Raw genomic sequence first — 13,634 nt, 5'->3', positions numbered from 1 at the left:
AGAAATCACGTTAAGGTACCTGGTGTTCTTACGTAAGCACCAGGTAATTCTTACGACATTGATGACTGTTTCTTCCCCTTTCCGAACGCTGGTTTTACTCTCCCTCGTTACAGCCGGAGCCGTTCACGGTGCGCCGAATTCCTTTATCCAGCAGGCACAAAATCCCTTTGATAATAATGGGGATAATCTCCCCGATCTCGGTATGGCAGCCCCGACCGGGGAGGGGGAAAAGCATCTCGCCGAAATGGCGAAAGCCTTTGGTGAAGCCAGTATGACCGACAACGGCCTGACTACGGGCGAGCAGGCGCGGCAGTTTGCCTTTGGTCAGGTGCGCGACGCGGTGAGCGGCGAGGTGAACCAGCAGATTGAATCCTGGCTGTCGCCCTGGGGGAATGCCAGCGTCAATTTGCTGGTGGATAACGACGGGAAATTCAACGGCAGCAGCGGGAGCTGGTTTATCCCCTGGAACGATAACAACCGTTACCTGAGCTGGAGCCAGCTCGGCCTGACGCAGCAGACGGATGGCCTGGTCAGTAACGCCGGAATCGGCCAACGCTGGGTGGCAGGAAAATGGCTGCTGGGCTACAACACCTTTTACGACAACCTGCTGGATGAGAACCTGCAGCGTGCCGGGCTGGGCGCGGAGGTATGGGGAGAAAATCTGCGCCTGTCGGCTAACTATTATCAGCCTTTTGCCGGCTGGCGCGACAGCTCTGACGTCCAGGAGCAGCGCATGGCGCGGGGATATGACGTGACCGCCAAAGCCTGGCTGCCGTGGTTTCATCACCTGAACACCAGCGTCAGCTTTGAGCAATATTTTGGCGACAACGTTGACCTCTTCAACAGCGGAACCGGGTATCACAACCCGGTGGCGGTCAATCTCGGGCTTAACTATACCCCCGTGCCGCTGGTGACGCTGACCGCCGGGCATAAGCAGGGCGAAAGCGGAGAGAGCCAGAATAACCTCGGGCTGAAGCTCAACTATCGCTTCGGCGTGCCGCTGGTGAAGCAGCTCTCCGCCGGAGAGGTCGCGGCCACGCGATCCCTGCGCGGAAGCCGCTATGACTCGCCGGAGCGTAACAGCCTGCCGGTCATGGAGTTCCGCCAGCGTAAAACGCTCTCCGTCTGGCTGGCAACCCCTCCGTGGGATCTCAAAGGGGGCGAAACCGTCATGCTGAAGCTGCAGGTTCGTAGCACTCACGGTATTCGTCAGATCCACTGGCAGGGTGATACCCAGGCATTGAGCTTGACGTCCCCGGGGAAAAGTGACAGCACCGACGGCTGGAGCGTGATCATGCCTGCCTGGAATGACGCTGAAGGGGCGACAAACCGCTGGCATCTCTCGGCGGTGGTGGAAGATGCGAAGGGCCAGCGCGTCTCATCCAATGAGATCACGCTCGCTGTGGTGCAGCCGCTGGTCGCATTACCTGACGACGACCCGCGCTGGAAGCTGCTGCCGGATGAGTAATGCTTAAAAAATACGTTCCTGATGGACCCACACCGCGGCTTCAACGCGGGATTTTAGCTTCATTTTCTTGAGCATATGCTTCACGTGCACTTTAACCGTGCTTTCGGTGATATCCAGGCGGCGGGCGATCATTTTGTTCGGCAGGCCCTGGGCAATCAGCTTCAGAATATCGCGCTCGCGCGGGGTTAACTGGCTGACGTCGCGGTCAGAGGTGGCGCGGTTCGCCCGCAGGCTGGCAGCCAGCACCGGGGTCAGGGCCTCGCTCAGCACCATCTCGCCTGCGGCGGCCTGCTGCAGCGCCTTGAGCAGGTCTTCCGGCTCCATATCCTTCAGCAGATAGCCATCCGCGCCGCGCTTCAGCGCCGTGACCACATCCTCTTCGTGGTTGGAGACGCTAAAGACCACCACGCGACCGGAAAGGGATTTCTCGCGCAACTTGTCGAGGGTTTCCAGACCGTTCATGCCGGGCATGTTGAGATCGAGCAGGATCAGATCCGGATCGAGGGATTCGGCCAGCTCAATACCCTGTTCACCGTTGCTGGCTTCGCCCACCACGGTAATGTCGGGTGCCATGCTGACCAGCTGTTTTACGCCAGTACGCAGCATCGGATGGTCGTCGATCAACAGGATGGATGCCGGTTCCTGATTAGTCATGGGTTTCTCCTTGAGCAGTTGTAAGCGGTTTTTCGGGAATAAAGGTGACCACAACTTCCGTGCCACCCGTCTCTCTCCGTCGAACCTGGCAATCACCGCGCAGGCTTTGGGCGCGGTCTCGCATAATGATTAAACCATAGTGGTTAGTGCGTTCGGCATTTTCCGGCACGCCGCGACCGTTGTCGTGAACCGTCAGCCTGACCTGATTAGCGTGCTGGCTGACGGTAACCGTAACCGCCGTCGCTTCAGCGTGTTTGAGCACGTTGCTCAGCGCTTCGCGGGCGATCTGCAGCAGATGAATCGCCTGATGAGAAGGGACAAACCGCGGCGGCAGCTGGTAATCCAGCTTCACCGGGAAGCCAAGCCGGGCGCTAAATTCCTGGCAGCTGGATTCCAGCGCCGGGCGTAGCCCCGGCTCGGTCAGCTGCAGGCGGAAGGTGGTCAGCAGCTCGCGCAGCTGTACCCAGGAGGTGTTCAGCTCGTTGCGGATCTGGCTCAGCAGCTGTTTGTTGCTTTCCGGCATTTCCGCGTCCTGCATCTGCAGGCAGCTCACCTGCATTTTCATACAGGAGAGCGACTGGGCGATAGAGTCGTGGAGCTCGCGGGCGATGGTCGCGCGCTCTTCCATGACGATCAGCTGCTGCTGTTTTTCCTGGTGCCTGTCGAGCGCCAGCGTGGCCGTTAGCTGTTCAACCAGGGTGTCCACCAGCTGCTGCTGGTCGTGGCTCAGATGACGTCCGGCTGGCAGGGTGGCCAGCAGAATACCGTACTGGGTGTGGCTGTCCGTCAGCCGCCACTTCAGGGTAGTGCCGCCAGAAGCCTGCAGCGGCAGGCCGCGCGGGCACAGGTGGCAGCCTTTATCATCGCAGGACATGTCGGACTGACAGGTAAACTCCTGATGATTATCTTCATCTTCCACATCGTAAACCCGCAGCTCCAGGTCATGCAGCAGGGTCAGATTTTGCAGGCCGTTCAGCACCGGCGAAAGGCGTTCACATAGCGGCACCTGCATGTGCAGCCGACGGTTGGCTTGCCACAGGAAGGAGAGGATCTCATTTTTCTGCTCCAGCCCGGCGGTTTTTTCCTGCACGCGCTGTTCCAGCACCGCGTAGCTTTCGGAGAGCTCCGCCGACATGGTGTTCAGCGCCTGGCCGAGCATGGCCATCTCGTTGCGGCCGCTGATGTGCGTGCGCTGGGTAAAATCTCTGTTCGTTACGGCGCGCGCCATCGCCAGCAGCTGTTTCCAGGGATTCAGCAGCCGCGCCCGGAGCCAGATAATGGTGAAGATCAGCAGCAGGCCCATAAACAGCGCCATGGCACGGTGTACCATTACCACCCGGTCGATGCGTAATTCGGTGGTTTGGTCGAAAGAGGAGACCAGCGCGTCAATGCGGGAGACGAAACCCGCTACGTCCTGCGCAACGGTTTCGGTGCTGCGCGCCTGTTTCAGACCGGGTTCCAGCTGGGTGTGCCAGTAGCCCTGCAGGGCTTTAAGCTGGGACTGCTGGCCGGCGCGGATGGCGGCGTTTTCCAGTTCGGGGCTGAAGGCCGTGCGCTCCATTTCATCAATTAAGGGTCGATCGTCCTGCGTCAGGGGGACCGACGCCAGCAGACGATAACTCTGCATGCGTAGAGAACCTGCCTCGTTGATGGCATGTGCATTACCCTGTACCCCTTGTACCAGCCAGCCGGAAATCGCCATGCCGGCCACGCCAAGGGCGGTAGACAGCAAAACAATCAGGGCTAGCTGATTGACGAGAGTCAGCGGTGATAAACATCTTTTTAACATAGAGTTGCCGGGCTCCTGACGTGGCCTGCTTGCAGGAATGGCGCTATTCTGGTGCATACCCTGGAGTATACCCATACCAATAAAGGATTACCCCTAAATTGCCAACGGAGTATAGGTGAAGAAGCGGTGGTAGCAAGGAACCTTCAGTGCAGTGAAAAACCACGTCTTTTTTACCGAATTATCCTACTCACTAAGGATAACCCCTTTTTTTGCGCCGCAAATCCCCGCACTTTTCCTTTGATTTATATCAACTTACCGCCGCCCTAAAACCCTAATGTTTGCAGCATCATTCGAGAATCAGAGGTGTCTATGAGTCACTCATCCGCTCCCGAAAGGGAAAATGGTGCCGTTATTACAGACTGGCGTCCAGAGGATCCGGCGTTCTGGCAACAGCGCGGCCATCGTGTAGCAAGCCGGAATCTGTGGATTTCCGTTCCGTGTCTGCTTTTAGCGTTTTGCGTATGGATGTTGTTTAGCGCGGTCGCGGTAAACCTGCCGAAAGTAGGGTTTACGTTCACGACCGATCAGCTGTTTATGCTTACCGCATTGCCGTCGCTGTCTGGCGCGCTGCTGCGTGTCCCTTACGCGTTTATGGTCCCGGTATTCGGTGGACGTCGCTGGACGGCGTTCAGTACGGGCATCATGATCGTCCCTTGCGTGTGGCTAGGTTTCGCGGTGCAGGATACCTCCACGCCGTTCAGCGTGTTCGTGATTATCTCCCTGCTGTGCGGTTTCGCCGGCGCTAACTTCGCCTCCAGCATGGCGAACATCAGCTTCTTCTTCCCGAAAGCGAAGCAGGGCGGCGCGCTGGGTATTAACGGCGGTCTGGGCAACATGGGCGTAAGCGTGATGCAGTTGATTGCGCCGCTGGCGATCTCTGTTTCTATTTTTGCCGCCTTCGGTGGCGGCGGCGTTGAGCAGGCGGATGGTTCTTCCCTCTACCTGCAGAACGCGGCCTGGATTTGGGTCCCGTTCCTGGTGGTCTTCACCCTCGCTGCGTGGTTCTTTATGAACGATCTGAGCGCGTCGAAAGCATCCCTGAGCGAGCAGCTTCCGGTGCTGAAACGTGGACACCTGTGGGTGATGGCGCTGCTGTATCTGGCTACCTTCGGTTCGTTTATCGGCTTCTCAGCGGGCTTTGCCATGCTGTCGAAAACCCAGTTCCCGGACGTGCAGATCCTGCAATTCGCCTTCTTCGGTCCGTTCATTGGCGCACTGGCGCGTTCGCTGGGCGGCATGATCTCCGACCGTCTGGGCGGGACTCGCGTTACGCTGGTGAACTTTATTGTGATGGCAGTCTTCTGCGCGCTGCTGTTCCTGACGCTGCCTTCTGACGGGCAGGGCGGTAACTTCTTTGCCTTCTTCGGCGTGTTTATGGTGCTGTTCCTGACGGCCGGGTTGGGGAGTGCTTCCACCTTCCAGATGATCTCCGTGATCTTCCGCAAGCTGACGATGGATCGCGTGAAAGCGCAGGGCGGAAGCGAAGAGCAGGCCATGCGTGAAGCGGCGACGGATACGGCTGCGGCCCTGGGCTTTATCTCGGCTATTGGCGCAATTGGCGGCTTCTTTATTCCGAAAGCATTCGGCATCTCGCTTGACCTGACCGGCTCTCCGGCTGGCGCCATGAAAGTCTTCCTCGTCTTCTATATCGCCTGCGTCGTGATTACGTGGCTGGTATATGGCCGTAATACCAAGAAAAATAAGTAAGTGTGATTATCCGTTAACGCGGCCTTCGGGCCGCGTTTTTTTTCGAATGAATAATAGTTACAACATACTGAAAGCTTTTACCGCAGTCATTTGCGGGTAACACTGTGATCGCCATCGCTTTGCAGGTATGTCTACCCCTTAATACCTGAGATGTTAAATTTTGCCGGGGTTATTGTACGATGAATAATAAATATCTTTATAAATCATTTAGTTATTCGTTCTAAAAATATACCGCTTTGGTGGTATTTGGTCTAACCCCTCCTTTTACAGTCCCTCTTCGTCTTGATCGTTATCAATTCTCCCCCTCTTTCAGGGCGTTACCTTCGCTGCAAATCAGCAATGTCGATTTAGAGAGCCACAGGCTCCATACAGGAGATACCCGATGAGCAAATTTTTGGACCGGTTTCGCTACTTCAAACAGAAGGGTGAAACTTTTGCCGATGGGCACGGCCAGGTTCTGGATACCAACCGGGACTGGGAAGACGGTTACCGCCAGCGCTGGCAGCATGACAAAGTCGTCCGTTCTACCCACGGCGTAAACTGCACTGGCTCATGTAGCTGGAAGATTTTCGTTAAAAACGGTCTGGTGACCTGGGAAATGCAGCAGACTGACTATCCGCGCACCCGTCCGGATATGCCGAACCATGAACCGCGCGGCTGCCCGCGCGGGGCCAGCTACTCCTGGTATCTCTACAGCGCCAACCGTCTGAAATATCCGCTGATGCGCAAACGCCTGATGAAAATGTGGCGTGAAGCGAAAGTGCAGCACAGCGATCCGGTTGATGCGTGGGCCTCTATCATTGAAGATGCCGACAAAGCGAAAAGCTTCAAGCAGGCGCGCGGTCGCGGTGGTTTCGTTCGTTCTTCCTGGAAAGAGGTGAACGAGCTGATTGCCGCTTCCAACGTCTATACCGTAAAAACCTACGGTCCTGACCGCGTGGCGGGCTTCTCGCCAATCCCGGCGATGTCGATGGTCTCTTACGCTTCCGGCGCGCGCTACCTGTCGCTTATCGGCGGGACCTGCCTGAGCTTCTACGACTGGTACTGTGACCTGCCGCCTGCCTCTCCGCAGACCTGGGGTGAGCAGACCGACGTACCGGAATCCGCCGACTGGTACAACTCCAGCTACATCATCGCCTGGGGCTCTAACGTGCCGCAGACCCGTACCCCGGACGCGCACTTCTTTACCGAAGTCCGCTATAAAGGGACCAAAACCGTTGCGGTCACCCCGGACTACGCGGAAATCGCCAAGCTGTGCGACCTGTGGCTGGCACCGAAACAGGGTACCGATGCCGCGATGGCGATGGCGATGGGCCACGTCATGCTGCGCGAATTCCACCTCGACAAACCGAGCCAGTACTTCACCGACTACGTGCGTCGCTACACCGACATGCCGATGCTGGTGATGCTGGAAGAGCGTGAGGGCTACTATGCCGCGGGCCGCACGCTGCGCGCCGCCGATCTGGTGGACGCTCTGGGCCAGGAAAACAACCCTGAGTGGAAAACCGTTGCCTATAACAGCAACGGCGAGCTGGTGGCGCCAAACGGCTCTATCGGCTTCCGCTGGGGCGAGAAGGGCAAGTGGAACCTTGAGCAGCGCAACGGCACCACCGGTGAAGAGACGGAGCTGCGCCTCAGCATGCTGGGCAGCCAGGACGAGATCGCCGAGGTTGGCTTCCCGTACTTTGGCGGTGAAGGTTCCGAGCACTTCAACAAGGTTGAACTGAAAAACGTGCTGATGCACAAGCTGCCGGTTAAGCGCCTGCAGCTGGCCGACGGTTCTACCGCGCTGGTCACCACCGTCTATGACCTGACCATGGCGAACTACGGCCTGGAGCGCGGTCTGAACGACGAAAACTGCGCAACCAGCTATGACGACGTGAAGGCCTATACCCCGGCCTGGGCGGAGCAGATCACCGGCGTACCGCGCGCGCAGATCGTTCGTATCGCCCGCGAGTTTGCGGAAAACGCCGACAAGACCCACGGTCGCTCGATGATCATCGTGGGTGCCGGTCTGAACCACTGGTATCACCTCGATATGAACTATCGCGGCCTGATCAACATGCTGATCTTCTGCGGCTGCGTCGGGCAGAGCGGCGGCGGCTGGGCGCACTATGTGGGCCAGGAAAAACTGCGTCCGCAGACCGGCTGGCAGCCGCTGGCGTTTGCCCTTGACTGGCAGCGTCCGGCACGTCACATGAACAGCACCTCCTACTTCTATAACCACTCCAGCCAGTGGCGCTACGAGACGGTTACCGCGCAGGAACTGCTGTCGCCGATGGCGGATAAATCCCGCTACAGCGGCCACCTGATTGATTTCAACGTGCGCGCTGAACGCATGGGCTGGCTGCCGTCTGCGCCGCAGCTGGGCACTAACCCGCTGCGCATTGCACAAGAGGCGAAGAAAGCGGGCATGTCGCCGGTGGATTACACCGTGAAATCGCTCAAGGAAGGCTCAATTCGTTTCGCGGCAGAACAGCCTGAGAACGGCAAAAACCATCCGCGCAACCTGTTCATCTGGCGCTCCAACCTGCTGGGCTCGTCCGGTAAAGGTCACGAGTACATGCTGAAATACCTGCTGGGCACCGAGAACGGTATTCAGGGTAAAGATCTCGGCAAGCAGGGCGGCGTGAAGCCAGAAGAAGTGGAGTGGAAAGACAACGGTCTGGACGGCAAGCTGGATCTGGTGGTGACGCTGGACTTCCGTCTGTCCAGCACCTGCCTGTACTCCGATATCGTGCTGCCAACCGCCACCTGGTACGAAAAAGACGACATGAATACCTCGGACATGCATCCGTTTATTCATCCTCTGTCTGCCGCCGTTGACCCGGCGTGGGAATCGAAAAGCGACTGGGATATCTACAAAGACATCGCGAAGAAATTCTCCGAAGTCTGCGTAGGTCACCTGGGCAAAGAGACCGACGTGGTGACGCTGCCAATTCAGCACGACTCCGCTGCCGAACTGGCGCAGCCGCTTGACGTGAAGGACTGGAAAAAAGGGGAATGCGACCTGATCCCGGGCGTGACCGCGCCTCACATCATTCCGGTTGAACGTGATTACCCGGCAACTTACGAGCGCTTTACCTCTATTGGCCCGCTGATGGAGAAAATCGGTAACGGCGGCAAAGGCATCGCCTGGAACACCCAGAGCGAAATGGACCTGCTGCGCAAGCTCAATTACACCAAAGCAGACGGCCCGGCCAAAGGCCAGCCAATGCTCAACACGGCAATTGATGCGGCGGAGATGATCCTGACCCTGGCACCGGAAACCAACGGCCACGTGGCGGTGAAAGCGTGGGCGGCCCTGAGTGAATTTACCGGTCGTGACCACACGCATCTGGCGAAGAATAAAGAGGAAGAGAAAATCCGCTTCCGCGATATCCAGGCCCAGCCGCGCAAGATTATCTCCAGCCCGACCTGGTCTGGTCTGGAAGATGAGCATGTATCCTATAACGCTGGTTATACCAACGTTCACGAGCTGATCCCATGGCGCACGCTTTCCGGCCGTCAGTCTCTGTATCAAGACCACCAGTGGATGCGCGACTTCGGTGAAAGCCTGCTGGTGTACCGTCCGCCAATCGATACCCGCTCCGTGAAAACGGTGATGGGCGCGAAATCGAACGGTAACCCTGAGAAGGCGCTGAACTTCCTGACGCCGCACCAGAAGTGGGGTATCCACTCCACCTACAGCGACAACCTGCTGATGCTGACCCTGTCGCGCGGTGGTCCGATTGTCTGGATGAGCGAAGCGGACGCCAAAGATCTGGGTATCGAAGATAACGACTGGATTGAAGTGTTCAACAGCAACGGCGCCCTGACGGCGCGTGCGGTGGTGAGCCAGCGCGTGCCGGCCGGGATGACCATGATGTACCACGCGCAGGAACGTATCGTGAACCTGCCGGGTTCAGAGATCACCGAGCAGCGCGGCGGTATTCACAACTCCGTGACCCGTATTACGCCGAAGCCGACCCACATGATCGGTGGCTATGCGCAGCTGGCCTACGGCTTTAACTACTACGGCACCGTAGGATCGAACCGCGATGAGTTCGTGGTGGTACGTAAGATGAAGAATATTAACTGGTTAGATGGCGAAGGTAATGACCAGGTACAGGAGAGCGTAAAATGAAAATTCGTTCACAAGTCGGCATGGTGCTGAATCTGGATAAATGCATCGGCTGTCATACCTGCTCGGTCACCTGTAAAAACGTCTGGACCAGCCGTGAAGGTATGGAGTACGCCTGGTTTAACAACGTGGAAAGCAAGCCGGGCACCGGTTTCCCGACCGACTGGGAAAACCAGGAGAAGTGGAAGGGCGGCTGGATCCGTAAAATTAACGGCAAGCTGCAGCCGCGCATGGGTAACCGCGCAATGCTGCTGGGTAAAATCTTCGCTAACCCGCACCTGCCGGGCATTGAGGATTATTACGAGCCGTTTGATTACGACTACCAGAACCTGCACAACGCGCCGGAAAGCAAACACCAGCCGATCGCCCGTCCTCGCTCGCTGATCACTGGTCAGCGCATGGACAAAATTACCAGCGGTCCAAACTGGGAAGAAATTCTGGGCGGCGAGTTCGAAAAGCGCGCCAAAGACCAGAACTTCGAGAACATGCAGAAGGCGATGTACGGCCAGTTCGAAAACACCTTCATGATGTATCTGCCGCGCCTGTGCGAACACTGCCTGAACCCGGCGTGCGTCGCGACCTGCCCGAGCGGTGCCATCTACAAGCGTGAAGAAGACGGCATCGTGCTGATCGACCAGGACAAGTGCCGCGGCTGGCGCATGTGCATCACCGGCTGCCCGTACAAAAAAATCTACTTCAACTGGAAGAGCGGTAAGTCTGAGAAGTGCATCTTCTGCTATCCGCGTATCGAAGCCGGTATGCCGACCGTCTGCTCCGAGAGCTGCGTAGGTCGTATTCGTTACCTCGGCGTGCTGCTGTACGACGCGGACGCGATTGAGAATGCCGCAAGCACCGAGAATGAGAAAGATCTCTATCAGCGTCAGTTGGACGTCTTCCTCGATCCGAACGATCCGAAGGTGATTGAGCAGGCCCTGAAAGACGGCATTCCGCAGAGCGTCATCGACGCCGCACAGCAGTCGCCGGTGTACAAAATGGCGATGGACTGGAAGCTGGCTCTGCCGCTGCACCCGGAATACCGCACCCTGCCGATGGTCTGGTACGTGCCGCCGCTGTCTCCGATACAGTCTGCGGCGGACGCGGGCGAGCTGGGCAGCAACGGTATTCTGCCGGACGTGGAAAGCCTGCGTATCCCGGTTCAGTATCTGGCAAACCTGCTGACCGCCGGAGATACCCAGCCGGTGCTGCTGGCGCTGAAACGTATGCTGGCGATGCGCCACTTCAAACGTGCGGAAACCGTTGACGGCGTGAACGATACCCGCGCGCTCGAAGAGGTCGGCCTGACCGAAGCGCAGGCGCAGGAGATGTACCGCTATCTGGCAATCGCTAACTACGAAGATCGTTTCGTGGTGCCAAGCAGCCACCGCGAGCTGGCGCGCGAGGCCTTCCCGGAGAAAAGCGGGTGTGGCTTTACCTTTGGCGACGGTTGCCACGGGTCAGACAGTAAATTCAACCTGTTCAACAGCCGCCGCATCGACGCCATGGATGTGACCAGCAAAACGGAGCCGCACCAATGATTGAACTCGTCATTGTTTCGCGTCTGCTCGAGTACCCGGATGCTGCGCTTGCGCAGCATCAACAGGAACTCTTTGATGCACTCGCGTCATCTGAAAACCTGGATAAAGAGGATGCCCAGAAGCTGGGCGTTTTCCTCCGCGATCTGCTGGCACGCGATCTGCTCGACGCGCAGGCGGACTACAGCCAGCTGTTTGACCGCGGGCGCGCGACGTCGCTGCTGCTGTTTGAACACGTTCACGGGGAATCCCGCGACCGCGGTCAGGCGATGGTGGACCTGATGGCCCAGTACGAGCAGCACGGCCTGCAGCTCGACAGCCGCGAGCTGCCGGACCACCTGCCGCTGTACCTGGAGTATCTGGCGCAGCTGCCGAAAGAAGAGGCGCTGGGTGGTCTGCAGGATATCGCCCCGATTCTTGCGCTGCTCGGCGCGCGTCTACAGCAGCGTGAGAGCCGCTATGCCGTACTGTTCGATCTGCTGGTGAAGCTGGCGAACGCCTCTGTAGACAGTGAAAAAGTGGCGGAGAAAATCGCGGATGAAGCCCGGGATGATACCCCGCAAGCGCTGGATGCGGTCTGGGAAGAAGAGCAGGTGAAATTCTTTGCTGACCAGAACTGCGGCGAGTCTGAAATCTCCGCTCACCAGCGTCGTTTTGCCGGCGCGGTTGCCCCGCAATATTTGAATATCTCTAACGGAGGACGGCACTAATGCACTTCCTGAATATGTTCTTCTTTGACATTTACCCGTATATCGCGGGCACCGTATTCCTGGTGGGAAGCTGGCTGCGCTATGACTACGGCCAGTACACCTGGCGTGCTGCCTCCAGCCAGATGCTGGATCGCAAAGGGATGCACGTCGCGTCTAACCTGTTCCACATCGGTATTTTGGGGATTTTTGCCGGTCACTTCCTTGGGATGCTGACGCCGCACTGGATGTACGAAGCGTGGCTGCCGATTGAAGTGAAGCAGAAGATGGCGATGATCGCCGGCGGTGCTTGCGGCGTGATGACCCTGGTGGGTGGCCTGCTGCTGCTGAAACGTCGTCTGTTCAGCCCGCGCGTGCGTGCAACCACCACTGCAGCGGACATCCTGATCCTCTCCCTGCTGATGGTGCAGTGCGCGCTGGGTCTGCTGACTATTCCATTTTCTGCGCAGCATATGGACGGCAGTGAAATGATGAAGCTGGTGGGGTGGGCGCAGTCCGTCGTGACCTTCCACGGCGGAGCGTCTGAGCACCTGGACGGCGTGGCGTTTATCTTCCGCGTTCACCTTGTGCTCGGGATGACGCTGTTTGTGCTGTTCCCGTTCTCCCGACTGGTGCATATCTGGAGCGCGCCGGTGGAGTACCTGACGCGCAAATACCAGATTGTGCGTGCCCGTCGCTAATTCAGCGTCTTGATACCAACCCCGCAATCGCGGGGTTTTTTTTCGCCCCAGCCCAGGTTGTTGCCCGCTGCAGCAAACAGGATCAGCGCGCCGCCCGCCAGCTGCGTCAGGTTCAGCGAGTGCCCGAACACCAGGTTATCGACAACGATCGCCACCACCGGATAGATAAACGACAGGGAGCCGGTAATGGGGGTAGGTAGCTTCTGAATCGCGCTGTAGAGCAGCTGGTACATAATGCCGGTATGGACGATGCCGAGCGTCAACAGGAGCGGCCAGGGAAAATCACCGGAAAATGACGGCCGGCTGGCAAACGGCAGAAGCATCACGACGCCCGTCAGCACCTGAATAAAGGCAATATGCTGCGGTGCGATAGTTTTCAGTTTGCGCGCAATGATTGCCGTCAGCGCGTAGAAGAAGGCCGCGGCCATTGCCAGACCGATACCCGCCAGCCATTCAGTGTCGTGGGTGCCGGTCAGCTCGCTGGAGAGCAGTATCACCACGCCGCCGAAGGCGAGGAACAGCCAGCCCCATTTCACCATGCTGACGCGCTCGCCTAAAAACATCCCCATCAGGACCAGCATAAACGGCTGAGTGTTATAGACCACGGTCGAAAGACCAATAGAGATCCGCTCATAGGCTGCGAAGAGCAGCAGCCAGTTCACCACTAATGCCACACCGCCGAGAATCGCCAGCAGCAGCGTGGTGCGGGTGAGGGGGCTAAAGGGCTTTTGACTTACCCGGATAAAAATGAAAAGCGCTATTGCCCCAATAAGGCAGCGCCAGAACACCACTTCCGTCACCGGCAGACCGCTGAGCAAAACAAACGCGCCGATAGAGCCGGAAATTAACATCGCCAGACTCATCTGCCAGACGCCTTTATGTAAATCACGCATCATTCACCTCCTGATTAATAACGCTATTGTCGAAAATCGCTGTTGGGTTTTACAGGGGTGAGATAAGGTTGAAGGTGTTAA

The 13,634-nt window shown here is 57.8% G+C and carries 9 protein-coding genes; 6 read left to right on the top strand and 3 right to left on the bottom strand.

The genetic code is table 11. The features are described 5' to 3' along the window. The first annotated feature begins 61 nt into the window (after positions 1-61). Positions 62-1,468, top strand: a complete 1,407-nt coding sequence (locus OKF39_RS13885; protein WP_045261100.1) for a YchO/YchP family invasin — start codon at positions 62-64, stop codon at positions 1,466-1,468. Between the two features lie 3 nt (positions 1,469-1,471). Here OKF39_RS13885 and narL read toward each other — a convergent pair whose 3' ends face one another. Both narL and narX read right to left on the bottom strand, forming a co-directional pair. After that, complete coding sequence (gene narL / locus OKF39_RS13880) at positions 1,472-2,122, bottom strand: two-component system response regulator NarL (RefSeq protein ID WP_003856701.1); 651 nt, start codon at positions 2,120-2,122, stop codon at positions 1,472-1,474. Further along, positions 2,115-3,911: a nitrate/nitrite two-component system sensor histidine kinase NarX gene (narX, locus tag OKF39_RS13875; protein ID WP_032644884.1), complete on the bottom strand. Its 1,797-nt coding sequence runs from the start codon at positions 3,909-3,911 to the stop codon at positions 2,115-2,117. The genes narL and narX overlap by 8 nt, the downstream gene beginning before the upstream one ends. 309 nt (positions 3,912-4,220) lie before the next feature. Here narX and OKF39_RS13870 point away from each other — a divergent pair, with 309 nt between their 5' ends. The 5 genes from OKF39_RS13870 (at position 4,221) to narI (ending at position 12,660) form a co-directional block, all read left to right on the top strand. Continuing rightward, on the top strand, positions 4,221-5,618 hold the full coding sequence (locus OKF39_RS13870; protein ID WP_047364940.1) for a NarK family nitrate/nitrite MFS transporter: 1,398 nt from the start codon (positions 4,221-4,223) through the stop codon (positions 5,616-5,618). A 382-nt stretch (positions 5,619-6,000) separates the two neighbouring features. Continuing rightward, on the top strand, positions 6,001-9,744 hold the full coding sequence (locus tag OKF39_RS13865; RefSeq protein WP_479983055.1) for a nitrate reductase subunit alpha: 3,744 nt from the start codon (positions 6,001-6,003) through the stop codon (positions 9,742-9,744). After that, on the top strand, positions 9,741-11,276 hold the full coding sequence (narH, locus tag OKF39_RS13860) for a nitrate reductase subunit beta (protein WP_028013444.1): 1,536 nt from the start codon (positions 9,741-9,743) through the stop codon (positions 11,274-11,276). The genes OKF39_RS13865 and narH overlap by 4 nt, the downstream gene beginning before the upstream one ends. Further along, the gene (gene narJ, locus OKF39_RS13855) at positions 11,273-11,983 is read left to right on the top strand and encodes a nitrate reductase molybdenum cofactor assembly chaperone (protein WP_045261096.1); all 711 of its coding nucleotides are present in this window, start codon (positions 11,273-11,275) and stop codon (positions 11,981-11,983) included. The genes narH and narJ overlap by 4 nt, the downstream gene beginning before the upstream one ends. Continuing rightward, positions 11,983-12,660 (top strand): respiratory nitrate reductase subunit gamma, encoded by a 678-nt coding sequence (gene narI / locus OKF39_RS13850; RefSeq protein WP_021240339.1) that lies wholly within the window; start codon positions 11,983-11,985, stop codon positions 12,658-12,660. The genes narJ and narI overlap by 1 nt, the downstream gene beginning before the upstream one ends. Here narI and OKF39_RS13845 read toward each other — a convergent pair. Beyond that, on the bottom strand, positions 12,657-13,553 hold the full coding sequence (locus OKF39_RS13845; protein ID WP_232928313.1) for a DMT family transporter: 897 nt from the start codon (positions 13,551-13,553) through the stop codon (positions 12,657-12,659). The genes narI and OKF39_RS13845 overlap by 4 nt on opposite strands. Positions 13,554-13,634: the final 81 nt, after the last annotated feature.

Source organism: Enterobacter cloacae complex sp. HYC042_NIDB, from assembly GCF_056673315.1.
Note: the sequence above shows the minus strand (reverse complement) of the source record. Positions and strands in the feature narration are given on the sequence as shown.

What these genes read in the sequence shown, in the direction of transcription:
- OKF39_RS13885 (WP_045261100.1), top strand. Translation starts at nt 62, where the DNA reads ATGACTGTTTCTTCCCCTTTCCGAACGCTGGTTTTACTCTCCCTCGTT.
- narL (WP_003856701.1), bottom strand. Translation starts at nt 2,122, where the DNA reads ATGACTAATCAGGAACCGGCATCCATCCTGTTGATCGACGACCATCCG.
- narX (WP_032644884.1), bottom strand. Translation starts at nt 3,911, where the DNA reads ATGTTAAAAAGATGTTTATCACCGCTGACTCTCGTCAATCAGCTAGCC.
- OKF39_RS13870 (WP_047364940.1), top strand. Translation starts at nt 4,221, where the DNA reads ATGAGTCACTCATCCGCTCCCGAAAGGGAAAATGGTGCCGTTATTACA.
- OKF39_RS13865 (WP_479983055.1), top strand. Translation starts at nt 6,001, where the DNA reads ATGAGCAAATTTTTGGACCGGTTTCGCTACTTCAAACAGAAGGGTGAA.
- narH (WP_028013444.1), top strand. Translation starts at nt 9,741, where the DNA reads ATGAAAATTCGTTCACAAGTCGGCATGGTGCTGAATCTGGATAAATGC.
- narJ (WP_045261096.1), top strand. Translation starts at nt 11,273, where the DNA reads ATGATTGAACTCGTCATTGTTTCGCGTCTGCTCGAGTACCCGGATGCT.
- narI (WP_021240339.1), top strand. Translation starts at nt 11,983, where the DNA reads ATGCACTTCCTGAATATGTTCTTCTTTGACATTTACCCGTATATCGCG.
- OKF39_RS13845 (WP_232928313.1), bottom strand. Translation starts at nt 13,553, where the DNA reads ATGCGTGATTTACATAAAGGCGTCTGGCAGATGAGTCTGGCGATGTTA.